The organism is Actinopolymorpha singaporensis, from assembly GCF_900104745.1.
Classification (GTDB): Bacteria; Actinomycetota; Actinomycetes; order Propionibacteriales; family Actinopolymorphaceae; genus Actinopolymorpha; species Actinopolymorpha singaporensis.
In genome coordinates, this window is sequence record NZ_LT629732.1 from 4,553,136 (window position 1) to 4,579,320 (window position 26,185).

The following is a 26,185-nucleotide window of genomic DNA, read 5'->3' on the forward strand; positions in this document are numbered from 1 at the left end:
ACGACCGGGCATGTTCGCAGCTCCTCGGGGGTTCACTTCTGTCCGGGACCCTAACCCGGGCGGGCCGGATGGGGAAAGGCCGTTTCCGCCGTCCGGCGCCCCTTCTCCGCCGGACGAACGCCTGTCAACTGCCGCTTGCGGCGTGGTGGTCGTCCCACCAGGGGCCCAGCGCCTGCGCGACGGCGACGAACCGGCGGTAGGCGTCGGCGAGCACCGCCTGCCGGGCGGGATCGGGCACGTGCCGGCGCACGATCCGTACGGTCTGCGCGGTCTCGGCCAGCGAGGAGTACCACCCGACGCCGAGCGCCGCCAGCAGCGCCGCGCCCCGAGCACCCAGCTCCGTGCCGGCGGCGACCTCGATCTCGAGGTCCAGGGCGTCGGCGAACATCTGTGACCACACCGCGCTGCGTGCCGCGCCACCGGACAGCCGGGCGACGTCGGCCAGCGCGAAGCGTTCCCGCAGCGCGTCCACGTGCACCCGGTGGCCGAGCACCACGCCCTCCAGCAGGCCGCGGACGAGGTCGCCGCGGGTGTGCCAGCCGCGTACGCCGAGGAACGCCGCGCTGGCGGTCTCGCCGTACGGCGAGCCGTACAGGAACGGGTGGTAGACCAGCTGGCTCGGACCGGCGAGCGCGTCGGCGGCCTCGCGTTCCAGCGTGGCGTACCCATCATCGGTCCCGGGCACGCCGAACGCCGTGCGCCACCAGTCGAGGTTGGTGGCCGAGGAGGCGGAGGTGGACATCGCCAGCCAGCGTCCCGGTTCGACGAACGTACGCGCCTGCCAGCGTTCGTCCACCACGACGTCGGCGCTGACCACCTGGTTGATGCTGAACGTCCCGGCGACCAGGCTGAGCAGCCCGGGTTCGACCGCGCCGAGCCCCACTGCTGTGCCGTCCACGTCGTGCGCCCCGGTGACGACCGGCGTGCCGGCGGCCAGGCCGGTGGCGGCCGCACCGGCGGCGTTCACCTCCCCCGCGACCGCGGCGCTGGGCAGCAGCGGCGGCAGCCGGTCGGCCAGGCCGAGCCCGCCGGGACCACCCAGCTCACCCAGCCCGTACAGGTCGAGTGCCTCGGGCGCGTAGTCCTGGGTACGCACGGAGGTGAACGCGCAGCTGGCCTCGCTGGGGTCGGTGGCGATCGCGCCGGTGAGGCGGTAGCGCAACCAGTCCTTGCAGAACAGCACCCAGCGCGTGCGGTCGAGCACGTCCGGGTCGTGCCGGGCGAACCACGCCAGCAGCGTGGACGGCGAACCCGCGTACGGCACCTGCCCGGTCAGCTCCAGGGCGCGGGCCCACACCGGGCCGGCGCGCCAGTCCCGCAGCACGTCGTGCGCGCGGGTGTCCATCGCGGTGACCGCCGGGCGCACCGGACGGCCCGCCCCGTCGAGGAGGTACAGCCCGTCGTTGTGGCCGACGATGCCGACCGCGCCCACGCGGGCACCATTCACCCCGGCGGCAGTCAGCGCCGCGCCGATCGCGGCGACGGTCGCCGTCCACACCTCGTCGAGGTCGCGTTCGACCCAGTTCGGCCGCGGGCTGTGCACCCGGACCCGGGCGGTCCCGGCGCCGAGTTCGCGGCCCTCGCGGTCGAAGACACACGCCTTGGTGACGGTCTGCCCGGCGTCAACCCCGAGTAGCAGGTCGGCTGCCCCGCCCCTCGTCGCGGTCACCGGGTCAGGCCCAGCCGAGCGCGGACGCGTTCACCGCCGACGCCACCTGCCCGGTGCGGTGCAGTTCGGCGATCGCCTCGGCCACCAGCCGGGCCGAGCGGGTGTTGGTGGTGTGGGTCTCCCCACCGAAGTGCGTGGTGAGCGTGACGTTGTCCAGGGAACGCCAGGGACTGTCGGGCGGCAGCGGCTCGCTGTCGTACACGTCCAGTCCGGCACCGGCGATCCGGCCCTCGGCCAGCGCGTCGTACAGCGCGTCGTGGTCGACCAGGCGGGCGCGGGAGGTGTTGACGAAGTACGCGGTCGGCTTCATCAGCGCGAACTGCGCGGCACCGACGAACCGCTCGGTCTCCGGGGTGAGCCGGGCCAGCACGTGCACGAAGTCGGACTCGGCGAAGACTGTGTCAAGGTCCACCCGGGTGGCGTCGTGCGCGGCGAGTACGTCGTCGTCGACGTACGGGTCGGCGACCAGCAGCCGCACGCCGAACCCGCGCAGCCGCCGGGCCAGCTCCCGGCCCACGTGGCCGAACCCCACCAGGCCGACGGTGCTGCCGCCGATCTCGGTGCCCGGCCCGCCGAAGTCCTTGCGCCACCCGCCGGCCTTCACCGACGCGTCGGCGCGGGCCACGCTGCGGCCCTCGCTGATCATCAGGCCGATGGCGAGTTCGGCCACGCCGGAGGCGTTGCGGCCGGCGATCGGCACCACCGCGATGCCGCGGGCGGTGGCCGCCTCGATGTCGACGTTCTCCAGTCCGGCCCGGGCCACCACGACCGCGCGCAGGTCGGGGCCCGCGTCCAGCACCGCGGCGGGCACCGGCGCGAAGTGCAGCGCCAGTGCCTGCGCGTCACCCACTGCGGCGACGATCTCGGCGGGCACCGGTACGACGCCGGGCCCTTCCTTCTCCATCCGCTGCTGGGCGGCGTGCTGGTCGGCCTTCCCACCGGACCAGTCGACGGTACGGACGCCCGCGGGGTCCAGGCCAGCCCCGGCGAGGGCCTCGACGTAGGCGGAGGCCGGGATGTAGTGGTCGCCGATCACGAGTGTGCGCACGTCCGGAACCTACCCGACCACGACCGGCCGGCTCTGCTCACCCGTGATCAGCGGAGCACACCGGAGCACGCTCACCCGAGCACGACCAGCGCGCGGTCGTCGTCTGTGACCGGGCCGGCCAGGCTGCGCGGGCTGCGCACAGCCGCGGTGCCCCACGCCACCGCCTCGCGCAACCGGTGGGCGGGGGGACCGTCCACCGCGAGGAAGCCGGCCAGCAGGTTGTCCCCCGCCCCGACGGTGCTGGCGACCCGAACGGGCTTGCCCGCCCGGGCGCGCAGCGGCGGCCCGCCCCCGACCAGCACCGCACCCTCCTCACCGAGGCTCACCAGGACGTCGGCGCCGGAGGTACGGCGTACCTTCGCCGCGGCGGTGAGCACGTCGCCGAGGGTGGACAGGGTGTCGCCGGTGAGTTCGGCGAGCTCCTCCCGGTTGGGCTTGACCAGCGCCGGCCGCCCGGCCAGTCCCTTCCGCAGCGCCGCGCCGCTGGAGTCCAGTGCGAACCGCCCGCCGGCCAGGCGTACCCGTTCGGCGAGGTCGGCGTAGAAGTCGTCGGAAACCCCGCGCGGCAACGTGCCCGCGCCGACCACCCAGTCGCCGCGGCCGAGGTGGGTGAGCACGGCCTCCGCGAGCGCCTCGGCCTCGCCCCAGCTGAGGATGGGACCCGGCTCGTTGACCTTGGTGACGACACCGTCGGGGGTGCGCAGGGAGATGTTGACCCGGACCGGCTCGGTCACGGGCACGCCGACGTACGCCACCGACTCCTCCTCCAGCAGCCGGCGCAACTGGTCGCCCTCGGTGCCGCCGATGGGCAGGACCGCGCGCGACCGGACGCCGTTGGCTGCCAGCGCACGGGTGACGTTGACGCCCTTGCCGCTCGGCTCGACGTGCGCACCGGTCGCGCGGTTGACCGCACCGGAAACCAGGGAGGTGACGTCCAGAGTGCGGTCCACACTCGGGTTGGGGGTCACGGTGACGATCACGGCACTCACGCCCGCACCACGGTGGGCCCGGCCGCCTCGACCTCGGCGACCGCGTCCTCACCGAGCTCGGTGCCGGTGACCACCACGTCGAAGTCCGCCAGGTCGGCGAACCGGCAGAAGCTGGTACGGCCGAACTTCGAGTGGTCGGCGAGCAGCACCCGCCGCTTGCCCGCCGCCACCATCGCCGCCTTCACCGCCGCCTCGGTCGGCAACGGCGTGCTCAGCCCGTGGCTCGCGGTCACACCGTTGGTGCCGAGGAACGCCACCTCCACCGACAGCTCCTCCAACTGCCGCCGGGCCCAGTCGTCGACGGTGGCGTAGGTGCGCCCGCGGACCAGACCGCCGAGACTCCACACCGACAGCCGGGGCCGGTCGGCGAGCAACGTGGCGATCGGCAGCGAGTTGGTCACCACCGTGAGCTCGCGGTCGGTGGGCAGCAGGCGGGCCAGCGCCTCCGGGGTGGAGCCGCTGTCGAGGAGCACCGCGCCCTCGGCGGGGAGCTGGTCCAGGGCCGCCCGGGCGATCCGCGCCTTCTCCTCGCGCTGTTGTTCGCGGCGGGTGGCGAGCCGGGGTTCGTAGCCGAGCCGCTCCACCGGGATCGCGCCGCCGTGTACCCGTCGGAGCAGGCCCTGGCGTTCGAGCACGGTGAGGTCGCGCCGCACGGTCTCCTGGGTGACCTTCAGCGCGTCGGCCAGCCCCGCCACCTCGACCCGCCCGCGCGCCCGGGCGCGGGTGAGGATCTCGAACTGGCGCTCCTCGGCGTACATCCCGGCTGCCCGACCGAGCCCGAGTCTGTCCGGTCGGTTGTCCGCCTCGACCATCACCCGCCGAGCATGCCGGAAACCTCGGCACCTCCACAAGGGTAGTCCATGTGGTTTCCGGCCCGGACTCCTGTGGTTGTGTGGGTTGTCAGCTTGACTTGGATACGAACCCGGGTGGATGGTCGGTGGACCTGCCCGTACTACGGAGGTTCGGACATGAGCGGAGCCACCCACAGATCCAGCAGGAGAGCCGAACCGGGGGCCGGCCCACCTCCCGCCGCCGTCGGCACCACCCGCCGGACCCTGCTCCGCGGCCTCGCCGGCGCGGCCGGCGCCGGGCTCACCGGAGCCGCGCTGTCCGGCTGCTCCTCACCCAAGGACGTCGCCCGTGCCTCCACGAGCGATCCGTGGCGGCAGTTCGCCGGGACCACGCTCAACTTCATCTCCGAGAACACCGCGCCCACCGCGGCCATCGCCGCCAACCTCGCGCCGTTCACCGAACTCACCGGCATCCGGGTCAACATCGTGACGCTGGAGCTCACCGCGCTGGTGCAGAAGGTCGCCCTCGACCTGGCCTCGGGCCAGTCGCAGTACCAGATCATCTACGCCGACCCCTACCAGGTGCTCGCGCCGTACTCCAAGGGCCTGGTCGACCTCCGCGAGCTGGCGGCGGACTCCTCGGTCCCCCACCTGACCGGCGGGTTCGGCGACTTCATCCCCACCCAGCTGGAGGCGGCGGGCAAGTTCGAGGACCGCGACAAGGTCTTCGCCCTGCCCTACGACTGCCCGACGATGATCTGGCACTACCGCAAGGACCTGTTCGACAAGCACCACGACGCGATGTCGAACGACCTGGGCTTCGACCCCACCCCGAGCGCGGACACCACCTGGGACCAGTACGCCGCGATCGCGAAATGGTTCAACGACAAGACCGACGACATCCCGTACGGCACCGGCCACCAGGCCAAGCAGCACGACTCGCTGATGTGCGACTTCTCCAACGTGTTGTGGTCCTACGGCGGCGACTACTTCGACAACGGCAAGGCGGTCGGCAGCCTGGGCACCACCGACCCCGGCAGGTGCCGGCTGGGCAGTGACGAGGCAGCCGAGGCGGCCGCGTTCTACGACCGGCTGCTGGCCTCCGCCGACCCGGCGTCGCGCACGTGGGACTGGGACGGCGTCGGCGCGGCCTTCCGGGCCGGCCGGATCGCGATGTGCCCCAACTGGCACGAGTTCGCCGCCAGCAACGAGGCCACCATGCCGGGCAAGGTCGGCTACGCCCGGCTGCCGAAGGGGCCGGCCCGTTCGGCCAGCCACTACGGCGGCACCGGCATCGGCATCAGCGCCAACACCCTGCCCAACGAACGCCGGGCCGCGTGGCTGTTCACAGTGTGGGCGACCGCGCCGCGCACCCAGCTCGCCAACCTCAAGAGCAGGGCCGGCGGCGGGACACCCACCCGTACCTCGGTCTATGAGCTGCCGGAGGTGCGCAAGGCGGAGAAGCGGCCGTCGGCGATGCCCAACATGCTCACCGCGAACGCCGTCGACGAGGCGTGGAAACCGGCCAACATCGGCCTGCGGCCGAAGATCCCGATGTGGAACGAATGTGACACCGCCATCTACACCCAGTTGTCACGCATGCTGCTCGGCGACGCCAAACCGGCGGAGGCGATGCGCGACACCGCCGACCGGATCGACCGGATCGTTGCCCGAGGGTGGGTGAGCTGACGATGAGCGACACCCTCACCGGCGTCTCCGAGAGCGGCGCCCAGCGCACCGGCCGGCGCCGATCCCGGCTTGCCTTCGAGGGCCGGCTGATGGCGCCCGGCGTCATCCTGCTGGCCGCCCTGTCGATCGTGCCGTTCCTCGCGATCATCTGGATGAACTTCTCCCAGGTACGCCTGCTCGGCGGGGTCGCCACCAGCTGGGTCGGTCTCGACAACTGGGCGCGGTTCTTCACCGACGTCGACATGGCCGCCACCTGGCTGCGGACGGCCGCGTTCTTCCTCCTCACCGTCGGCCTGGAGATGGTCGGCGGGGTGGTGCTCGCGCTGTGCCTGTGGCGGGTGGTGCGCGGCCGCAATCTCGTCCTCAGCCTGCTCCTGCTGCCGATGTTCGTGGCACCGGTCGTGGTCGGCCTGCTCGGCAGGTTCCTCACCGACTCCACGTTCGGCCTGTACGCCTGGCTGCTGCGCGGCGCCGGCTACACCGGCGACATCCTCGGCGGGAAGTACTCCGCGTTCGCCGCCGTGGTGGCGATGGACGTGTGGGAGTGGACGCCGCTGATCGCGCTGATCACCCTGGCCGGGCTGTCCTCGGTGCCGCTGTCGGTGCGCGAGGCGGCCGCGATCGACGGGGCGAGCGGCTGGAAGTCGCTGCGCCACATCGTTCTGCCGTCCATCTCCAACGTGTTGCTGGTGGCGCTGCTGATCAGGTCCATGGACGCCATCCGCTACTTCGACATCATCTGGGTCACCACCAACGGCGGCCCGGCCGACGCCACCAAGACGGTGCCGGTGCGGCTGTACGAAACGGCGTTCCGGTTCTTCGACCTCGGGTACGCCGCGACGATCGGCCTGGTGATGCTCGCGGTCTCGATCGCGATCGCCCGGACCTTCGTCCGGCTCCTCGACCAGAAGGGACTCACCCGATGAGCGCCACCGCCCCCACCAGCCCACTGGAGCGGGGCACCAAGAGCTCCCGCACGCTCGCCTGGGTGCTGCTCGCGGTCGGCCTGGTGTGGACGCTCGTGCCGCTGGTGTGGATGCTGTCGTCGTCGCTGAAGTCCAAGGCGGACGTGACCTCGGGTACGCCGAAGTTCTTCTTCGCCCCCACCCTGGACAACTACCGCAACCTGTTCTCCGGCGCCAACGACCTCACGCCGTACCTCCTGCACAGCATCGTCGCGGGCGGTGTGTCGGCCGTGCTCGCCGTGGCGCTCGGCGCCCTCGCCGGGTACGGCCTGTCCCGCACCCGGATGCGCGGCCGCCGGCACCTGTCGTTCTGGATCATCTCCACCCGGATGGCGCCGATCGCGGCCGTCGTGCTCCCGCTGTTCCTGATCTTCCGGCAGCTCGACCTGATCGACTCGGTGTTCGGGCTGGTGCTGGCCTACCTCACCTTCGACCTGCCGTTCGCCATCTGGCTGATGAGCGCGTTCTTCGCCGACGTGCCACCCTCGCTGGAGGAGTCGGCGCTGGTCGCCGGCTGCTCGCGCTGGCAGGCGTTCTGGCGGGTGGTGCTGCCGCTGACCAAGGCCGGACTGGTGACGACGTTCGTGCTGTGCCTGGTGTTCGCGTGGAACGACTACGCGTTCGCGCTGGTGTTCAGCGGCCCCAACTCCCAGACGCTGCCGATCGCGGCGAGCCAGCTGGTGACACAGACCGGCATCGACTGGGGCCAGCTGTGCGCGATCGGTACGTTCGTGGTGGTCCCGATGATGCTGGCGGGGCTCGCCGTGCGCCGGTGGCTGGTCACCGGGCTGACGCTCGGCGCCGTCACCGGAGAATGAGCCGGAACTGAGAGGGAGTACGACGATGGGCGAAGCGGTTCCCCCGACCATGCGGGCCGCGGTCCTGCGTTCGGTGAAGGACCTCGCCGTGGAGGAGCGGCCGGTCCCGACGCCGGGTCCGCGCGAGGTGCTGATCCAGGTGCGCTCGGTGGGCACCTGCGGTTCCGACGTCCACTACTACGAACACGGCCGGATCGGCGACTTCGTCGTCCGCGCGCCGCTGGTCCTCGGGCACGAGGCGAGCGGGGTCGTGGTGGGGCGCGGCTCCGCCGCCACCCGGCACGAGGTCGGGCAGCGGGTGTCACTGGAACCGGGCGTGCCCTGCTTCACCTGCGCGCAGTGCCGCGCGGGCCGTTACAACCTCTGCCCGGACATGCGGTTCTTCGCTACTCCGCCGATCGACGGGGCGTTCTGCGAGTACGTCGTCCTGCACGAGGAGTTCGCCCACCCGGTGCCCGACACGCTGTCCGACGACGCGGCAGCGCTGCTGGAGCCGCTGTCGGTCGGGGTGTGGAGCTCGCAGAAGGCGAGGGTCGGCCCGGGCACCCGGGTGCTCGTCACCGGTGCCGGGCCAATCGGCCTGGTCGCCCTGCAGGCCGCACGCGCGTTCGGGGCCACCGAGGTGGTGGTCACCGACGTACGCGCCCAACGGCTGGAGACCGCGCGGGCGCTCGGCGCGACCACGGTGAACGTGAACGAGACCTCCCTCGCCGACGCCGGTGTCGAGGCGGACGTGCTGATCGAGTGCTCCGGGTTCCCGTCCGCGATCGGCGAGGCGATCCGGCGGGTGCGCCCAGCCGGCCGGGTGGTGCTGGTCGGCATGGGCGGGGACGAGATCCCGCTGCCGCTGGCGCACGTGCAGAACCGCGAGATCGAGGTGACCGGGACGTTCCGGTACGCCAACACCTGGCCGACCGCGATCGCGCTGGCCGCCGGCGGCGAGGTCGACCTGGACCGGCTGGCCACCCACCACTTCGGGCTGGCCGGCACCGAGCAGGCGCTCACCGCCCTGGCCCGCGACGAGAGCACCATCAAGGCCATGGTCCACCCGTCCCAACCCGAGAAGGAGTCCCGGTGAAAGCCGCCGTCATCAGTGCACCCGGTGAGGTCAGTGTCGAGAGTGTTCCGGACCCCACCCCGGGACCGCGCGACGTGGTGGTCAAGGTCGCCGCGTGCGGGATCTGCGGCACCGACCTGCACATCCTGGAAGGCGAGTTCGCCCCTACTCTGCCGGTGGTGCCCGGCCACGAGTTCGCCGGCGAGGTGGTCGCGGTGGGTGCCGACGTCACCGAGTTCGCCACCGGTGACCAGGTGGCGGTCGACCCGTCCCTGCACTGCGGGGAGTGCCACTACTGCCGCCGGGCACGGGGGAACCTCTGCGAGAACTGGGCCGCGATCGGGGTGACGACCGCCGGTGGCGCGGCCGAGTACGCCCTCGCCCCGGTGAAGAACTGCTACCGGCTGCCCGACAGCGTCCGGACCGGCGACGCCGCGCTGATCGAGCCGCTGTCGTGCGCGGTCCGCGGGTTCGACGTACTCCCCCGCGTCCTCGCCGACCACTACCTCATCTACGGCGCCGGCACGATGGGCCTGATGATGATGGAACTCGCCAAGCGGGCCGGAGCGGGCAGTGTCAACGTCGTCGACCTCAACCCCAAGCGCCTGGAGACCGCCCGCGAACTCGGCTGCTCGGCAACGGCCACCAGCGCCGACGAACTCGCCGAGGGGTTCCCGCGCGGCTGGGACGTCGTGGTCGACTGCACCGGGGTCGCGGCCGCGATCTCCGACGGGCTGTCGCGGGTCGGGCGGGGCGGGACGTTCCTGCAGTTCGGGGTGGCCGCCTACGACGCACGGGTGCAGATCGAGCCGTACAAGATCTACAACCAGGAGATCACGATCACGGGTTCGATGGCGGTGCTGCACAGCTTCGAACGCGCCGGCGACCTGTTCGTCAACGGCGCCCTGCGGCCGGACGTGATGATAAGCGACCGCTTCCCGCTGGCCGACTACGCCGCCGCGCTCGAGCAGTTCAAGGCAGGCGTGGGGCGCAAGATCCAGGTCGTCCCCTGAGCCGTCTGCCCTGACGGGCCCGGCGTTTCGCAGGCTCGGCGTTTCACCGGCTCATACGCCACGGAGGTCCCGGCACCCCTCGGTGGGATGCCGGGACCTCCGTCGTTGCGGTCCCCTACGTCCGGGCCACTCGCCGGCCTGTGCGCCTGGTCCGCGTCACTTCGCGGGGCTCACGGTGTCGTTTGCGCAGCGCAGCACCGGCCGCCCGCTGACCTCCGCCACGTCCACCGGCCTGGTGAGCCCGCTGATCCGGAACGTGTGCGACTCTCCCGGCAGCAACGTGACCAGCATGTCGTCCACGCCGGCGGCCGGGTCGAGCCGGTCGGCGAACAACGCGAGGTCGCGCACCAGCGTCCGCGCCGTCACGGTCACCCGGGTCGCCGGGCCGTCGGCGGTGACCTCGACGTCCCACTCCGGTGCGGGGTAGGCCAGGTCCTTGTCCGCGGCGAAGAACCACGTCGTACGCCGGTCGCCCGCGACGACCAGGACGTACTCCCGGGACGGGTCGGTCGTGGTGGCGACGTCGACCGGCACCCGCACCGACGCCGTGGCCGCCGGGTCGACGCTCACCGAGGTCGACCAGTGTGCGAGCACCTCGCCGGTGAACGTACGGCGCTCGACCGCGAGGTCGGTCCGCCACACTCCGCCGGCCCGGGCGCCGTTGTCCCCGCCTGTCAGGCCCTCGTTGACAAGGAACACCGTCAGGCCCTCCGGGCGAGGCTGGACGGTGACCAGCCGCGGGTCGTACACCTTGCGCAGCGCGTACCACAGCGGCTTGGGCCGGGCGTCCCCGTCGACGGCCGCCCAGGAGGTGACCGGCCAGCAGTCGTTGATCTGCCACACGACCGTGCCCATGCAGCGTCCCCGGTGGGAGCGGTAGTGCTCGATCCCCACCGTGAGCGCACGGGCCTGGTTGAGCTGGGTGGACCAGTGCCAGTCCTCGACGTCGGCCGGCTCGGGGAAGTGCGGCGTGAGGCCGCGGGCGAGCTTGGCGTTGCCGTCGGTGGCCTTCTGGTGGCTGAGTACGCCGGGAGAGTCGGCCGCCAGCGGGTCGTCGTGCACCGCGCGGGTCAGCGTGGCCCAGGTGGGCGGGCCCTGCCAGCCGAACTCGGCCACGAACCGCGGCACGTAGGTGCGGTAGACGGAGTAGTCGACCTGGTTCCACACGTCCCAGACGTGCTTGCAGCCGTGCTCGTCGGTGTTGGGGTGGCGGTCCATGGAGCCGGAGTACGGGCTGCCCGGCCAGTACGGCCGGCTCGGGTCGGTCTCACCGACCACCCTCGGCAACAGGTCGAGGTAGTAGCCCGCGCCCCAGGTGCGGTCGCCGACCTTCGGCTGCCAGCCCCAGTCGAACCACGCCCAGATGTTCTCGTTGTTGCCGTTCCAGAGCACCAGGCTCGGGTGCGGCATCAGCCGGGCGACGTTCTCGCGGGCCTCGGCCTCCACCTCCTCCGCGATCGGCGACTCCTCCGGGTAGGCCGCGCAGGCGAACAGGAAGTCCTGCCAGACGAGGATGCCGAGCTCGTCGGCGGCGTCGTAGAAGGTGTCCTGCTCGTACAGGCCACCGCCCCACACCCGCAGCAGGTCGATGTGGGCGTCCTTGGCCTGCTGGAGCCGGGCGCGGTAGCGGGCGGCGTCGACGCGGGACGGGAAGCAGTCGTCGGGGATCCAGTTGGCGCCGCGGGCGAAGACCGGCACGCCGTTGACGACGAGGGTGAACGCCGAACCGGCCTCGGGGTCCGCGGCGTCGTCGGGTTCGGTGTCAAGCTGCACCTGACGGAACCCGACGCGGCGCGACCAGCCGTCCAGCGTGCCTTCGGAGCCGCCGGAGAGTTCGACCGCCAGGTCGTACAGCGGTTGTTCGCCGTGCCCGTGCGGCCACCACAGCCTGGGGTTGTCGACGCTCAGCTCCACCTCGGCGCTGGTGGCGCCGGCCGGAACCTCCACCTCCGCCCGGGATCCCGCCACGCTCGCGGTCAGCGTCAAGCCAGCCTTGACGCCACCGCCGGCGGCACCGCTGTCGCCGTCGCTGCCTGCCAACGCGGGACCGGCGTACTCCACGTCGGCCAGCACCCGCACCCGGCCGGCGGTCGCGACGTCGCGCTGCTCACCCAGGTCGACGTCCACCACGGGACGGACCCGGGCCAGCCGTGCGCCGCTCCAGCTGTGCAGGCCGATCGACTTCCAGATGCCCGCGGTGACCAGCACCGGGCCCCAGTCCCAGCCGAAGTTGCAGGCCATCTTGCGGATGAAGTTGAACGGCTCCGGGGTCGCGGAGTTGGGGCCCGGCAGGTCGCCGAGCTCGTCCCGCAGCCGTTCGGCGTACGCCTGGGCCGACGCGAACGTCACCACCAGCTCGTTGCGGCCCTCCCGCAGCCTGCCGCCGACGTCGAACCGGTAGGAGCGGTGCATGTTCTGGGTGGTGGCCACCACCTCGCCGTTCAGCTCGACGGTGGCCACGGTGTCCAGCCCGTCGCAGACCAGGTCGACGCGGTCCGAGCCGTCCGGCGTCCAGTCGAAGGAGGTGGCGTAGCGCCAGCAGGCCCGGCCGATCCAGGCCAGGTCGTACTCGTTGCGGTCGAGGTAGGGGTCTGGGATCAGGTCCGCCGCGAGCAGGTCGGTGTGCACACAGCCCGGTACCGTCGCCGGCACCACCGCGTCCGCGACCTCGCGCGGAACGCCGTCGGCCTCCCCCACCACCTGCAGCGTCCAACCCTCGTGCAGCTCTCGCCACTGACTCATCCGCGAATCCTCCTGCCCGCTACACCGGTCCTGGCCGACGGCCCGTCGACCCGGATGACCTCGAGGCCGCAACCGAACGGTCCTCGTCGACCGGCCGGAGATCGACCGCTCTTACCTTCCCGCATCCGGGCCGTGAAGTCGTCACCGGGCGAGCCCCCTTGCGCCGCGGACATCGGTCAGCGCACTATTGTGCCAAGTGCTCGGTACAAACGAGTCCGGTACTCACCGGCTCGGCGCGAACGGGGTTCGACGATGGGTTCCAGGGGACTGGCGGAGCTGGTGATCTACGGCGCCGTCGTGGCCGTGGTAGGCGTACTCGCCTGGAAGTTGGTCATTCGGGTCGGCCCGGTGCAGGGCTTGGTGATGCTGCAGCGGTGGGGCATCGCCGAGCCGACCCGGGAGCAGGGCGAGGCCGCCGCGGACTACCTGCGCGAGCGGCGCCGGCTCTGTCTGCTCGTCCTGATCGCGCTCGCGATCCTGCTGTCGATCGTCTACCGGCTCGCAGGTCAGGGTTCGATCGGCGAGTCTCCGGTCGTGCTGGGCGCGCTGCTGGGCACCCTGCTGGTCGGTGAACTCGTCGCGGCCCTGCGCCGCCCGGCGTCCACCGCCCGGGTCGCCACCCTGGTGCCGCGGCGGCTGCCCGACCTGGGGCCATGGGCATGGCTCGCCGCCTCCGCCGGTCTGTTCGTACTCGCCGTCCTGTGTGTCGTTCCCGCACTCGCCGCGCAGGCGTGGGTGGACGACGTACGCGCGTGGGTCGCCCGCCACCTGGCCACCGGAACGTCGGTCCTGCTCGTACTCGGACTCTCCGCCACGTTGACGGACCGGATCATCGTGCTGGTCAGGACGGATCCGCCGGCCGGTCTCGGCTTCCCGGTCCTCGACTCCTGGCTGGTGTCGACCTGGTCGGCCGTCAACACGATCGGCATCATCTACCCGCTCCTCGGCCTGGCCGTCTGGTGTGCGCTCGTCGCGCCGTGGCGGCGGCAGCGGTTGGTGGAGGCCACCCGGTGAGCTCCTCCTCAGGTCCGGTCGCGCGGATCACCGTCGACGTGGCCGGGGGCGTCGCGCCCTGGCGGCAGGTACGCGACCAGATCCTCGGCCTGGTCGAACGCGGCCAGCTCCCGATCGGCGCCCGGCTGCCCGCGATCCGCCAGCTCGCCACCGACCTCGGCATCGCCCCTGGCACGGTCGCCCGCGCCTACAGGGAACTGGAGGGCGAGGGCATCCTGGCCACGGCCCGCCGGCACGGGACGGTGGTCGCCGCCGCTCCGGCCGGCGCGGCCGACCCGCTGCGGTCGGCGGCACAGGAGTACGTCGACACCGCGCGCTCCCTCGGCGCCGACGCCCGTACCGCGACGGCCATGGTGCAGCGGCTCTTCGATCGGCCAGACTGATCGACATGCCGACCGGAGCGCCCCAGTCCGAACTCTCCCAGGCCGAACTCTCCCAGGCCGAACTCTCCCAGGCCGAACTCTCCCAGGCCGAACTGTCCCAGGCCGAACTGTCCCAGGCCGACGTCCGAGCCGACGCGCGACCCGACGCCGAACACAGGGCCGGAGTCAGCGCCCAGCTGAAGGCCGAACTGGATGCAGAGCTCGACGCGTTGCCGGGCCGGGCGTCGGTGTGGTTCGGCCGGCCCGGCCAGGCACCGGCGTACGTCCGGGAACCCGACGCCACCCACTACGCCGCCAGCACCATGAAGGTCGCGGTGCTGGCGGCGGCGTACCGGCTGGCCGACGAGGGCCTGCTCGACCTGGACGAGCAGGTGCCGGTGCACGACGACTTCGAGTCCGCGACCGGCGACGGCACCAGCTACCACGCCACCGCCGACTACGACAGCGATCCCGAACCCTGGGCGCTTCTCGGCCGGTCGGCCGGCCTGCGCTGGCTGGCCCGGCGGATGATCGTACGATCCAGCAACCTCGCCACCAACCTCGTTCTGGAGCGGGTGGGGCTGCCGGCCGTGGCCGCGGCGTGGGCGACCGCAGGGGCGCGGTCCTCGGTGGTGGCCCGCGGAATCCAGGACTACGGCGCCGAGCAGGCCGGCCTGTCCAACCTGGTGACCGCCGCCGACCTCGCCGGCCTGTTCACCGCCCTCTACGACGGAACCCTCGCCTCTGCCCCGGCGTGCGCGCAGATGCTGACCGTGCTGCTCGGCCAGGAGGTGACCCAGGACGTCGTACGCGGACTGCCTCCCGGCACGCCGGTGGCCCACAAGAACGGCTGGGTGGAGGGGATCCGGCACAGCGCGGCGCTGGTGCTGCCCGGGGACGCGCCCCCCTACGTCCTGGTGACGTGTGTGAGTGCCGACCTCGACGAGGACGCCGGTTGTGCCGTGGTCGCACGCGTAGCCGCCGCCACGTGGAAGGTTCGGGCGGATGCCGGTACCTCCGAAACCGGCGCGGCGTCCCCCGTTCCCCGCGATTGATAACTCACTGTTACCGAATCTCTGAAAAATGTCACGGAAAGTCTTGCGCGCGATCGCGTGCTGTTGGTAGTCGTATGAACACCTGAAGTGTGCGTGAGTGTCGACGGAGGAGGGAGCCGCCGACATCCACCACGACCGGCAGGTGGCACGGTCGCCGAAACCCCGGGCGGCGCCGGGCCGCCTGGGTTTCCGGGTGCGCGCGTGACTGCGGGAGGACGAAACACCGGTGACGCCACACGAGGACGGCCCGCCTGAGGTGCGCTCACGACTGCTGCGGCCTCAAACCCGGCCCGGGGGTTGGTTCCGGTCCCCGGACTCGCTCCGACTTCCGGGGAGGTGCTGACTGTGTACCCACCCGACGACGCGGTATTCGCCCGAATCGATGTGGTGTTCACCCGAATCGCCACCCGGATGGGCGCCGAGTTGCGGGCAGCTGCCCGGCCCCGGCTCCGGACCGCCCAGACCGAGGTGCCCGGCCCGCGCGGGCTGGCCCGGTCGGCGGTGGACCCGCGGGCGGGTTCGGGACGGGGTTCGCCGGGGGCCGCCGAGAACGGCTTCTGGGTCAGGCAGTCCACCGGGGACGACCCGGCCGAGGAACCCCCACCAGGTGAGACCCTTCGGCAGTGGGTACGCCGCCACTGCGCCGGCGGCGCGGGCGTACCCGCCGACCTGGCCGTGATGATGGCCCGCCGCCTGGTCGCTGTCGTCGGCGCCGCCCACCGGGCCGGTTGCCCGCTGGGCGACCTGTCACCGGACCGGTTCGTGGTGCACGTCGACGGCTCGCTGACGGTCTCGGATCCGTCGGTGCCGACCACCTCCGCGTCGACCTCCTCTACGTCGACCGCACGTCTCGCGTACTCCGCGCCTGGCCGCGACGCGGCGTCGCACGGTCTGGCTTCCGTCGCCGGGGACCTCTACGGCTTGGGCTGCCTGTTCTTCCTGCTCGCCACCGGCACCGATCCGCTGCTTCCGCCCGACGACCCCGACGCCGCGCTCCACCGGTGCCATCGCGACCGGCTGGCGGCCTGGCTGGCGGTGATCGCACCGTACGGCGACACGGCCCGGCTGTTCGCACCGGCGATCGGTGAACTGCTCGCCCCGCACCCCGCCGACCGATGCGACCTCGCGGCACTCGAGCGCCTGCTCTGCGACGCCGTGCCCGAGCCGTCCGTGCCGGCGGCCATGCCGACGCCTGGTGCCCCGGTGAACGGCCAGCCGAGCGGGGAGGATCTCCTCGCCGACGGCCTCGACCATCTCACCGTGCGGATGTGCCCCGACGGCGACCGGCTGTGGGTCACCGGCGCCGAGGGAACCCGCACCGACCCGTGCGACGTCCAGCACGGCGCCGCCGGAGTCCTCGCCGTACTCCTGCGTGCACACGGCCACGGGGCCTCCTTCGACCTCGCACCCGTCACGCTGGACGCCGCCGCACGCAAGGCCGCCGGCTGGCTGGCCGAGCGGGCGGAAGGTGCCGGCCGGATCGGCCCGGCGCTGCCGGGCCTGTACTCCGGACGGGCCGGAGTGGCCTGGGTGCTGGCCGAGGCGGCGGCCGTCCTCGGTGAACCCCCGCTCTTCGGCCAGGCTGAGCGGCTGGCTCTGCGGTTGCCGACCAGTTGGCCGACCGCCGACGTCGCGCACGGACTGGCCGGGGCAGCCCTGACCCACCTGCACCTGGCGGCGCTCACCTGTGACGACGCCAGGCCGACCGTGCGCGACACTCGCTTCGGTGCGCGTGCCGCCGCCTACGCCCAGGCTCTGTGGTCGGCGGCCGAGCCCGGGCCGCACGGTCCCACCTGGCCCGCCCGGGTCTCCTCCACCGGTCCCGAACCCGCCTGCGGGCCGTACGGCTTCGCCCACGGCGTCGCCGGCATCGGGTACACCCTGCTCGCCCTGGGTACGGCGCTGGGCGACTCGGCGGCGCTCACCCTGGCGGGCGAGGCGGGCGACGCGCTGTGCCGGGCGGCGCACACCGACGAGGACGGCGCCGCCTGGTGGCCGGCCGGTCCGCACGAGGCGGGCTGGCGGCCGCACTGGTGCAGCGGGTCCTCCGGCGTGGGCACGTTCCTGCTCCGGTTGTACGCCGTCACCGGTGAGCAGCGCTTCGCCGAGTACGCCCGTGCGGCCGCCGGCGCCGCCTACCGCGCCCGGTGGACGGCATCGCCGGTCGCCTGCCACGGCCTCGCCGGGGACGGGGAGTTCCTGCTGGACGCGGCCGAGCTTCTCGACGACCCCACCTACCGCGCCTGGGCGGAGGACCTCGTGCCGCTGCTCGCGGCCCGGCACTGCCGGCGCGGCGGCAAGGCGCTCGTCGCCGACGACACGCTGACCGGTGTGGTCGCCGACTACAACGTCGGCCTGGCCGGGGTGCTGGCCTTCCTCACCCGGCTGCGCTACGGCGGACGGCGGATGTTCCTGGTCGACGAACTGCTGGTGGAGGACCACCTCTGGGGACGCCCCGCCCGGCGGTGACGCGCTCCGTGCGCCGCCGGTCGCCGCGGCTGCGGTGATGTCACGGGCACGGCGGGTTCACCGTCTGACGGGTGTACTCACCGACATACGCACCGACGTAGACCAGGAGGAGCCCAGACCATGGCCGAGACATCCTCGAGCACCGTGGAGGCGCCGTTCGCGCGGTTCGCCCGGCAGCGCACGGTCGTGCTGACCACCTTCCGGCGCGACGGCACCCCCGTACCCACGGCGGTCCATGTCGTCGTCGACGGGCCACACGCCTACTTCCGTACCTACTCCGCGGCGGGGAAGGCCAAGCGGCTGCGCCGCGACCCCCGGGTGGAGATCGCGCCGTCCACCGCGGGCGGGCGGCCGACGGGGCCGGCGGTCGACGCCACCGCCCGGCTGCTCGGCGAGGCGGAGGCCAGGCCCGTTCGCCGGCTGCTGCGCCGCAAGTACCCCCTGCTGCAGGGGGTCGCGGTGCCGGTGTTCCACCGCCTCGCCCGATACCGCACGCTGCACTACGAGCTGAGCAGGACCGAGTAGGGCGACCTGGCCGGGCCGGATTCGTGGAGCAGATGTCGCGTGCCTGCCGGCGATCTGGTCTGCTGGGCCATGTGGGTGACCCCGAGCACGGGTGGCCGGACGCCCCGGCCGAACTCGCCGAGCTGCAGGCCGAACTCGGCGCCCGCTCCCCCGTGCCCTGGCGGCCGCCGACGGACCGGCCGACCCGGATCGGCGGCTGCTTCTGCTGCTTCCCGCGCGGGGTGGAGGGCTTCGGCGAGCGCGGTGATCCGCTGTGGGTCGCGGCGGTGACGTATGAGGAGAGGCGTCGGCTCGCCTCGGTCGTGCGCACCGACCGGGCCCGCGCCCCCTACGTCGCCGGGCTGCTGGCCATGCGGGAGGGCCCCGCACTGGCGGCCGCGGTGGCGGAGCTCACCGTCGCTCCGGAGGTCCTGCTGGTGAACGCCACCGGGCGCGACCATCCTCGCGCGGCCGGCCTGGCGTACCACCTCGGCGCGGCCCTGGACCTGCCGACCGTCGGAGTCACGCACCGGCCGCTGCTCGCCACCGGCGACTGGCCCGCGGACGCTCCGGGGGCCGCCGCCACGTTGACGCTGTCGGGCACTCCGGTCGGCGCGTGGGTACGCACCCGTGCCGGTCGCCGTCCTCTGGTCGCGCACGCCGGCTGGCGGACCGACCCCGGCACCGCCGTCGAGGTCGTACGACTGGCCACCGGAACCGCCCGAACCCCCGTACCGCTGCGGGAGGCGCGCCGACTCGCCCGGCGCGCCCGGGCACTACGGTGACGTGCATGCCCGCTCCGGATCTTTCCGTCTCCGCGACGTCGGCCGTCCGGGTCGCCGCCACCGTGTTGTGGACCGGCCCCGACGCGCACCGCGAGATCGACGCCCCGATCGTGGCCGCCGTACCCGACCCGCGTGCCTGGGCAGCGGGTCTGGACGTACCGGCCCGACGCGACCTGGACAACCGGGTGCTCACCCAGCTCCTGGCCGGCGAACCGGTGGACGTACTCGAGGAGCGCGGCGACTGGCTGCGGGTGGTCGCGCCCTGGCAGCCCTCCGACCTGGACCCGCGCGGCTACCCGGGCTGGGTGCCCCGTGCCCACGTGGCGCCGGCCGCGGCACCGGCGCGCAGGGAGGCCGCGGTCACCGTCGAGGCCGTACGCCTGGAGCCGGACCCGGGACGCCGCGGAGACGACCTGCCCGCCGAACTCACCTACGCCACGATCCTTCCCGTACTCGCCGAGACCGGCGACGCACAGCACACCGAGCACACCGGATCCGGTGAGGCCGCACCCGGCGCGCGGGTGCGGGTGGCGCTGCCCGGCGGCAGTTCCGGCTGGGTGGACGCGCGGGCCTGTGCGGTCCGGCCGACCGGCGACGGCAGGCCGGTGCGGCCCGAGGCCGTGCTCGCACAGGCACGCCGGTTCGTGGGGCTGCCCTACCTGTGGGGCGGGATGTCGGCATTCGGGCTGGACTGTTCGGGACTGGTGCACATCGCGTTCCGGGCGCTCGGCCGGATCGTCCCTCGCGACGCCCACGACCAGGCCGAGGCGGCCGGGCGGGTCCCGGTGGGCGAGGCCCGGCCGGGCGACCTGTACTTCTTCGCCCGGCCGGAGAAGTCGATCCACCACGTGGGGTTCGCGGCAGGGCAACCGGGTTCGGACGGCGTACTCCTGCACGCGCCTGGTACCGGCGAGCAGGTCCGGGAGGAGCAGTTGAACGCCGACCGGCGGGCGACCCTGGTCGACCTCGCCGGCCGACTGGCCGACTGAGCCGGCCCACCGAACCAGGTCGCGGACCTCCCGGCCCGCGGTCAGTCGGCGGACCGGGAGCTGCGGGCCGGCTCCTCCTGCTTGCGGCGCTCGGTCTGCCGGCTCTTCATCAGGCTGGCCACCGTGGTCACCAGCAACGTGCCGACGATCACCGACAGGGACACGGCGATGCCGATGTCGGGTACGGAGTGCATCGGCTCGCCGCCGTTCAGGAACGGCAGGTTGTTCTCGTGCAGCGCGTGCAGGATGAGCTTGACGCCGATGAAGCCGAGGATGACCGCGAGCCCGATCGGCAGGTAGACCAGCCGGGTGACCAGCCCGCCGATCAGGAAGTACAGCTGGCGCAGCCCCATCAGCGCGAAGACGTTCGCCGCGAAGACGAGGTAGGGCTCCTTGGTCAGGCCGTAGATGGCGGGGATGGAGTCCAGCGCGAACAGCAGGTCGGTGGTGCCGAGCGCGATCATCACCATCAGCATCGGCGTGACCAGGCGCCTGCCGTTCTCCACCAGGGTGAGCTTCACGCCGTTGTACTGGTCGGTCGCCGGGAGGTGGTTCTTCGCCCAGCGGATCAGCGCGTTCTCCTTGTAGTCGGAGTCGTGGTCGTTGCCGCTGCGGACGAACTGGATGGCGGTGTAGATCAGGATGGCGCCGAAGATGTAGAAGACCCAGGCGAACGCGTTGATCGCCGCGGCGCCGAGCGCGATGAAGATACCGCGCATGATCAGCGCCAGGATGATGCCGATCAGCAGGGCGGTCTGCTGGTATGCCCTGGGTACGCCGAACCTGGTGAGGATGACCAGGAAGACGAAGAGGTTGTCGATCGACAGGCTGTACTCGGTGATCCACCCGGCGAAGAACTCCCCGGCGTACTGCCCGCCTGCGAAGAAGAAGACGCCTATCCCGAAGAGCACCGCCAGCCCGACGTACATCCCGATCCAGGTGGTGCACTCGCGCATCGACGGCTCGTGCGGCCGGCGGCCGATCACCAGGACGTCGACGAGGAGGATGGCGACCAGGACGCCGATGGTGGCGAACCAGACCCAGGGGTGGACAGTCACGCGCTGAACCTCCGAGAGAAGTGACGATTGCTCCCTCGGAGGTCTCTTCCGCCCGGATTGCGGGCCGACGGCACCGGGCAGGTCGACGCGGAGGCCGTACTGACCGTGATGACGATGCCGCCGCGAAGGAATACTCCCCTCACGATGCGCCCCCATTGTCACGTACCCGCGGCGATCAGGCCAACCGGGGTACGGGAAGCACCTCGGGATGTGTCGCGAAGTGGGTGCCCGCTTCACGGCACACCTAAAGTGGGGCCATGACGCCCACCGTGCTCGAACTGGACCTGACCGTTCCCCTGCTGGAGGCGCCGCCGCAGGACGCCATCGGCGCGGTGCTGCACCGGCGCCGGCCGTTGCTGCGGGATCTGGTCGAGGGGCTTCGGCTGGCGGCGTACGACCCCTCGGTGACCGGGCTGGTCGCCCACGTGGGCGGTCAGGGGCCGACGTTCGCACAGGTACAGGAGTTGCGGGCGGCGGTGCGCGTGTTCGCCGACGCGGGCAAGCCGACGGTCGCCTGGTCGGAGACCTACGGCGAGTTCGGTCCGGGGACGCTTCCCTACTATCTCGCGTCGGCGTTCGACCAGGTGTGGCTGCAGCCGTCCGGTGACGTCGGCCTGACCGGCATCATGGCGGAGGCCGTCTTCGTCAAGGACGCCTTGACAAAGCTCGGTGTAGTGCCGGAGATGTCGCGCCGGCACGAGTACAAGAACGCCGCGGACACCTTCCTGGCAACGCAGATGAGCGATGCGCACAGGGAGGCGGCCGGGCGGCTGGCGGCCTCGGCGATGGAGCAGGTCGTCGAGGGAGTCAGCACCCACCGGAAGCTCGCGTCCACGCAGGTGCGCGAGCTGGTCGACCGTTCGCCGCTGTCGGCGAAGGACGCGCTTGCCGCCGGGCTGGTCGACAGGTTGGGCTACCGCGACGAGGTGTACACCGAGCTGCGCAAGCGACTCGGGGAGGTCACCTTCCGCTACGTCCAGCGTTACCGCCAGGCCCGCCAGCGGGAGCCCCGCCAGGCGCTGAGCAGGCTCCAGCGCTCCCCCGGCGTCGCCGTCGTGTACGGGACCGGGCCCATCCACCTCGGCCGGTCCAGCCGCCGAGGTCTCAGCTCCACCTCGATCGGCTCCGACACCGTGACCGGGGCGCTGCGGTCCGCCGCCGCCGACCCGAAGGTCCGCGCGGTGGTCCTGCGCGTGGACAGCCCCGGCGGCTCCTACGTCGCCTCCGACGCGGTACGCCGGGAGGTCGTCCGGCTCCGGGAGGCGGGCAAGCCCGTGGTGGTGTCGATGGGCACGGTCGCGGCCTCCGGCGGGTACTTCGTGTCGATGGCGGCCGACAGCCTCGTCGCCCAGCCGGGCACCCTCACCGGGTCGATCGGGGTGTTCGGGGGAAAGGCGGTCGTCCGCGACATGCTCGACCGGGTGGGCATCGCCCGGGACGGAGTGGCCGAGGGCCGCAACGCCGCGATGTTCTCCGCGTACCACCGCTTCACCGCCGACGAGTGGCGCCGGCTGGAGGAGTGGCTGGACCAGGTGTACGACGACTTCACCGCCAAGGTCGCCGCCGACCGCGGCCTGTCGCGAGAGCACGTGGAGAAGGCCGCCCGGGGCCGGGTGTGGACTGGTGCCGACGCCCGCGAGCGCGGCCTGGTCGACGAGTTGGGCGGGTTCGAACGCGCCGTGGAGATCGCCTGTGCCCGGGTCGGCATCGGGCGGGAGGAGGCCACGCTGCGGTTCCCCGCCCGCGTCGGCGTGGTCGAACGCCTGCGCGGGCCGGAGTCCAGCGAGCGCGCCGCGGCCAGTGCCGGTCTGGGTTCCGGCCTGGGGTTGCCGGCGGCGTCCGGCCCGGCCCGGATGCTCGCCGAGCTGACGTCGGCGCTCGGCCTCGGCCACGCCGGGGTGCTGACCGCGCCGGTGCTGTGGGAGCTGCGCTGACTCCGCCGCGTTGCGCTGAGTGCCGAGAATGCGGAGCTGCGCTGAGGAACGCCGTGCGTGGTGGACCCCGCTCGGTGATCGTCCGCCCGGTGATCGTCCGGTCGCGGCGTTCGGGGTGACCCGTGCGCGGCCCGGCCCCGCCCGTCAGGAAGGATGGCGGGTATGGCTACCCGCTCCGACCTCCGTAATGTCGCGATCATCGCCCACGTCGACCACGGAAAAACCACCCTCGTCGACTCGATGCTCTGGCAGTCCGGGGTGTTCCGGGACAACCAGGACGTAGCCGAACGAGTCATGGACTCGATGGACCTCGAACGCGAGAAGGGCATCACCATCCTCGCGAAGAACACCGCGGTCCGCTGGCAGACCCCCGACGGTCCGGTGACGCTGAACATCGTCGACACCCCGGGCCACGCCGACTTCGGCGGCGAGGTCGAACGCGCCCTGGAGATGGTCGACGGCGTGCTGCTGCTGGTCGACGCGTCGGAGGGCCCGCTCCCCCAGACCCGGTTCGTCCTGCGCAAGGCGCTGCGCAAGCGGCTGCCGGTGGTCCTGGTCATCAACAAGGTGGACCGGCCCGACAGCCGGATCGCCGAGGTGGTCGACCAGACGTACGAACTCTTCCTCGATCTGCTGGACGACCCCTCGGCCGACGCCGCCGCGCTGGACTTTCCGATCGTGTACGCCTCGGCGCGTGCGGGCCGGGCCACGCTGGAGCAGCCGGCCGACGGGACCCTTCCCGACAACACCGATCTGCAGCCGCTGTTCGAGACGATCCTGTCCACCGTGCCGCCGCCCACCTACACCGAGGGCGCGCCGTTGCAGGCGCACGTCACCAACCTGGACGCCTCGCCCTACCTCGGCCGGCTGGCGCTGTGCCGGGTGCACCAGGGTGAGCTGGTCCGCGGCGCGACGGTCGCCTGGTGCCGGGCCGACGGGTCGGTCGAGCGCGTCCGGATCACCGACATGATGATGACCGAGGCGCTGGACCGCGTTCCCGCCGACAAGGCCGGCCCCGGTGACATCGTGGCGATCGCGGGCATCGCCGACATCACCATCGGCGAGACGCTGGCCGACCCCGACGACCCGAAGCCGCTGCCGGTGATCCGGGTCGACGAACCCTCGATCTCGGTCACCATCGGCATCAACACCTCGCCGCTTTCGGGACAGAGCGGGGACAAGGTCACCGCGCGGCTGGTGAAGAACCGCCTGGACGCGGAGACCATCGGCAACGTCTCCATCCGGGTGCAGAACACCGAGCGTCCCGACACCTGGGAGGTGCAGGGCCGCGGCGAACTCCAGCTCGCCGTGCTCGTGGAGCTGATGCGCCGCGAGGGGTTCGAGCTCACCGTCGGCAAGCCGCAGGTCGTCACCCAGGAGGTCGACGGCAAGCGGATGGAGCCGGTGGAACGGGTCACCATCGACGTCCCGGACGAGTACGTCGGCGTGGTCACCCAGCTGCTCGGCCTGCGCAAGGGCCGGCTGGAGCAGATGGTCAACCACGGCACCGGCTGGGTACGCCTGGACTACCTCGTACCCGCTCGCGGCCTGATCGGGTTCCGCACCGAGTTCCTCACCGAGACCCGCGGCACCGGCCTGATCCACCACGTGTTCGAGGGGTACGAGCCGTGGGCGGGTGAGCTGCGTACGCGTCCGCGCGGCTCGCTGGTGGCCGACCGGCGGGGTGCGGTCACCGCGTACGCCTGCTTCAACATGCAGGAGCGCGGGACGCTGTTCGTCAAGCCGGGCACCGAGGTCTACGAGGGCATGCTGGTCGGGGAGAACTCCCGGCCCGAGGACATGGACGTCAACGCCACCCGGGAGAAGAAGCTGACCAACGTCCGCTCCTCCACCGCCGACGAACTCGAACGTCTGGTGCCGCCGCGGGAGATGGCGCTGGAGCAGGCGCTGGAGTTCTGCCGCGAGGACGAGTGCGTGGAGGTCACCCCGGCGGCGATCCGGCTGCGCAAGACGGTGTTGGCGCAGACCGACCGGGAGAAGCTGCGCGCCCGGGCCCGCCGCGGCTGAGCCGAGTACGGCCGGCCGGGATGCCGCGGCCGGTCGTCCTGTTTCCGGGGTCTCGGTCGGAGCTAACGATCCGCTCCGCGGAACTCTCCCGACCGCAGCAGTCGCACCCCGGGCCGCATCCGCACGCATCGGGGGCGGCGACCCGACCGTCGGGGAGTTGGGCGACCGGAACCGCACAGCAGGCGTCGCCCTGCCATGCCTCCCACCCCTCCTTGACCGCCACCGCGGCGATGACCAGTGCGGCCAGGGGGTCGGCCCACCACCAGCCGAACAGACTGTTGACCGCCAGGCCGACGAGGAGAACGCCGGACAGGTAGGTGCACAGCAGGGTCTGCTTGGAGTCCGCGACAGCGCTCGCCGACCCCAACTGCCGGCCCGCGCGGCGTTGTGCGTAGGACAGGCCCGGCATGACGGCGAGGCTGAGGGCCGCCAGGACGAGGCCGACGGTGGAGTGCGCGGCCTGGTCCCCGCCGATCAGGGCCCGGAGGGACTCGACGGTGACGTAGGCGGCGAGCGCGAAGAAGGAGGTCGCGATGATGCGCAGGGCGACCTTCTCACGGGCCTCGCGTACGGCATGGTCGCTGGCGGAGAACTGCCAGGCCACCACCGCCGCGGAACTCACCTCGATCACCGAGTCCAGCCCGAACCCGATCAACGCGGTGGAGGAGGCGCCCGCGCCGGCCGCGATGGCCACGACCGCCTCGACCACGTTGTAGGTGATGGTCGCCGCTACCAGCAGCCTGACCCGGCGTGCCAGCCGGCTGCGGCGTTCGGTGTCGGTGGCCACGGGAAGCCGGCTGGTGGAGATCCTGCCGGCGAGCCGGTCGGTAAGGGCCGCCATCAGCAGCATCCTTCGGTCTCGGCGGTCGGACAGGCCGCCGGGTCGACCGCGAGCACCAGGCCGAGCAGGTCACCCAGGGCGTGGCCGATGCTCGGCTCGGCCAGTTCGTACCGTGTCCGGCGTCCGTCGGGCACCGCGGCGACCAGGCCGCAGCCGCGCAGGCAGGCCAGGTGGTTCGACATGTTGGTCCGCGACACGCCGAGCGTCTCCGACAGTTCGGCCGGATAGCCCGGGCCTTCTCGCAGTGCCAACAGGATCCGTGACCTCGTGGGGTCCGACAGCGCGTGCCCGAACCTGGACAGCACCTCGGCGTGGGTGGCGACCTTGAGCATCCCAGGACGGTACACGGAAAACTGAACTCAGCT

General features: G+C 72.4%; 22 protein-coding genes. 14 read left to right on the forward strand and 8 right to left on the reverse strand.

Translation table 11 applies throughout. The features are described from left to right. Positions 1-124 precede the first annotated feature (124 nt). From BLU27_RS20500 to BLU27_RS20515, 4 genes are all read right to left on the reverse strand, one after another. Positions 125-1,669: an FGGY-family carbohydrate kinase gene (locus BLU27_RS20500; protein WP_092655281.1), complete on the reverse strand. Its 1,545-nt coding sequence runs from the start codon at positions 1,667-1,669 to the stop codon at positions 125-127. A 4-nt stretch (positions 1,670-1,673) separates the two neighbouring features. Continuing rightward, complete coding sequence (locus tag BLU27_RS20505; RefSeq protein WP_092655282.1) at positions 1,674-2,717, reverse strand: 2-hydroxyacid dehydrogenase; 1,044 nt, start codon at positions 2,715-2,717, stop codon at positions 1,674-1,676. A gap of 71 nt (positions 2,718-2,788) precedes the next feature. Further along, positions 2,789-3,706, reverse strand: coding sequence for a 1-phosphofructokinase family hexose kinase (locus BLU27_RS20510; RefSeq protein ID WP_197681505.1), 918 nt, complete (start codon positions 3,704-3,706; stop codon positions 2,789-2,791). Further along, positions 3,703-4,518: a DeoR/GlpR family DNA-binding transcription regulator gene (locus tag BLU27_RS20515; protein WP_241828039.1), complete on the reverse strand. Its 816-nt coding sequence runs from the start codon at positions 4,516-4,518 to the stop codon at positions 3,703-3,705. The genes BLU27_RS20510 and BLU27_RS20515 overlap by 4 nt, the downstream gene beginning before the upstream one ends. Before the next feature lie 156 nt (positions 4,519-4,674). On the opposite strand from BLU27_RS20515, the gene BLU27_RS20520 reads away from it, so the two are divergent. Genes BLU27_RS20520 through BLU27_RS20540 form a run of 5 tightly spaced genes read left to right on the forward strand, consistent with a single transcriptional unit; the run spans position 4,675 to position 10,039 of the window. Then, entirely contained in the window at positions 4,675-6,186 is a 1,512-nt protein-coding gene (locus BLU27_RS20520; RefSeq protein ID WP_092655283.1) for an ABC transporter substrate-binding protein, read from the forward strand. 2 nt (positions 6,187-6,188) lie between these two features. Further along, the gene (locus tag BLU27_RS20525) at positions 6,189-7,112 is read left to right on the forward strand and encodes a carbohydrate ABC transporter permease (protein ID WP_092655284.1); all 924 of its coding nucleotides are present in this window, start codon (positions 6,189-6,191) and stop codon (positions 7,110-7,112) included. Next, on the forward strand, positions 7,109-7,969 hold the full coding sequence (locus BLU27_RS20530) for a carbohydrate ABC transporter permease (RefSeq protein ID WP_092655285.1): 861 nt from the start codon (positions 7,109-7,111) through the stop codon (positions 7,967-7,969). Before BLU27_RS20525 ends, BLU27_RS20530 begins: the two co-directional genes overlap by 4 nt. A gap of 25 nt (positions 7,970-7,994) precedes the next feature. Next, a complete protein-coding gene (locus BLU27_RS20535; RefSeq protein WP_092655286.1) occupies positions 7,995-9,047 on the forward strand; it encodes an NAD(P)-dependent alcohol dehydrogenase in 1,053 nt (350 codons plus the stop codon). Then, complete coding sequence (locus BLU27_RS20540; RefSeq protein WP_092655287.1) at positions 9,044-10,039, forward strand: zinc-dependent alcohol dehydrogenase family protein; 996 nt, start codon at positions 9,044-9,046, stop codon at positions 10,037-10,039. The genes BLU27_RS20535 and BLU27_RS20540 overlap by 4 nt, the downstream gene beginning before the upstream one ends. A gap of 156 nt (positions 10,040-10,195) precedes the next feature. On the opposite strand, the gene BLU27_RS20545 is transcribed toward BLU27_RS20540, so the two are convergent. Beyond that, positions 10,196-12,781, reverse strand: coding sequence for a glycoside hydrolase family 2 protein (locus tag BLU27_RS20545; RefSeq protein ID WP_092655288.1), 2,586 nt, complete (start codon positions 12,779-12,781; stop codon positions 10,196-10,198). Between the two features lie 252 nt (positions 12,782-13,033). Between BLU27_RS20545 and BLU27_RS20550 the strand changes: the two genes are divergently transcribed. From BLU27_RS20550 to BLU27_RS20580, 7 genes are all read left to right on the forward strand, one after another. Further along, the gene (locus tag BLU27_RS20550; protein WP_092655289.1) at positions 13,034-13,795 is read left to right on the forward strand and encodes a hypothetical protein; all 762 of its coding nucleotides are present in this window, start codon (positions 13,034-13,036) and stop codon (positions 13,793-13,795) included. Continuing rightward, a complete protein-coding gene (locus tag BLU27_RS20555; RefSeq protein WP_092655290.1) occupies positions 13,792-14,178 on the forward strand; it encodes a GntR family transcriptional regulator in 387 nt (128 codons plus the stop codon). Before BLU27_RS20550 ends, BLU27_RS20555 begins: the two co-directional genes overlap by 4 nt. Positions 14,179-14,183: 5 nt before the next feature. Continuing rightward, positions 14,184-15,212: a serine hydrolase gene (locus BLU27_RS20560; protein WP_092655291.1), complete on the forward strand. Its 1,029-nt coding sequence runs from the start codon at positions 14,184-14,186 to the stop codon at positions 15,210-15,212. 345 nt (positions 15,213-15,557) lie between these two features. Then, on the forward strand, positions 15,558-17,681 hold the full coding sequence (locus BLU27_RS20565; protein WP_092655292.1) for a lanthionine synthetase LanC family protein: 2,124 nt from the start codon (positions 15,558-15,560) through the stop codon (positions 17,679-17,681). A 120-nt stretch (positions 17,682-17,801) separates the two neighbouring features. After that, complete coding sequence (locus tag BLU27_RS20570; RefSeq protein WP_092655293.1) at positions 17,802-18,206, forward strand: PPOX class F420-dependent oxidoreductase; 405 nt, start codon at positions 17,802-17,804, stop codon at positions 18,204-18,206. Between the two features lie 71 nt (positions 18,207-18,277). Next, positions 18,278-18,970, forward strand: coding sequence for an endonuclease V (locus tag BLU27_RS20575; RefSeq protein ID WP_241827536.1), 693 nt, complete (start codon positions 18,278-18,280; stop codon positions 18,968-18,970). Between the two features lie 5 nt (positions 18,971-18,975). Further along, entirely contained in the window at positions 18,976-19,959 is a 984-nt protein-coding gene (locus BLU27_RS20580) for a C40 family peptidase (protein ID WP_092655294.1), read from the forward strand. A gap of 41 nt (positions 19,960-20,000) precedes the next feature. On the opposite strand, the gene BLU27_RS20585 is transcribed toward BLU27_RS20580, so the two are convergent. After that, a complete protein-coding gene (locus BLU27_RS20585; protein ID WP_172805004.1) occupies positions 20,001-21,017 on the reverse strand; it encodes a TerC family protein in 1,017 nt (338 codons plus the stop codon). Positions 21,018-21,274: 257 nt separating this feature from the next. Between BLU27_RS20585 and sppA the strand changes: the two genes are divergently transcribed. Together sppA and typA are read left to right on the forward strand one after the other, a co-directional pair. Further along, positions 21,275-22,951 carry a signal peptide peptidase SppA gene (gene sppA / locus BLU27_RS20590; RefSeq protein WP_092655296.1) on the forward strand — a complete coding sequence of 559 codons (1,677 nt, stop codon included), beginning with the start codon at positions 21,275-21,277 and terminating at the stop codon, positions 22,949-22,951. A gap of 162 nt (positions 22,952-23,113) precedes the next feature. Beyond that, positions 23,114-24,979, forward strand: coding sequence for a translational GTPase TypA (gene typA / locus BLU27_RS20595; RefSeq protein WP_092655297.1), 1,866 nt, complete (start codon positions 23,114-23,116; stop codon positions 24,977-24,979). On the opposite strand, the gene BLU27_RS20600 is transcribed toward typA, so the two are convergent. Together BLU27_RS20600 and BLU27_RS20605 are read right to left on the reverse strand one after the other, a co-directional pair. Then, positions 24,894-25,820, reverse strand: coding sequence for a cation efflux transmembrane domain-containing protein (locus tag BLU27_RS20600; protein WP_092657939.1), 927 nt, complete (start codon positions 25,818-25,820; stop codon positions 24,894-24,896). The two genes, typA and BLU27_RS20600, sit on opposite strands and share 86 nt — an antisense overlap. Beyond that, the gene (locus tag BLU27_RS20605; protein WP_092655298.1) at positions 25,820-26,152 is read right to left on the reverse strand and encodes an ArsR/SmtB family transcription factor; all 333 of its coding nucleotides are present in this window, start codon (positions 26,150-26,152) and stop codon (positions 25,820-25,822) included. The genes BLU27_RS20600 and BLU27_RS20605 overlap by 1 nt, the downstream gene beginning before the upstream one ends. Between the last annotated feature and the right edge of the window lie 33 nt (positions 26,153-26,185).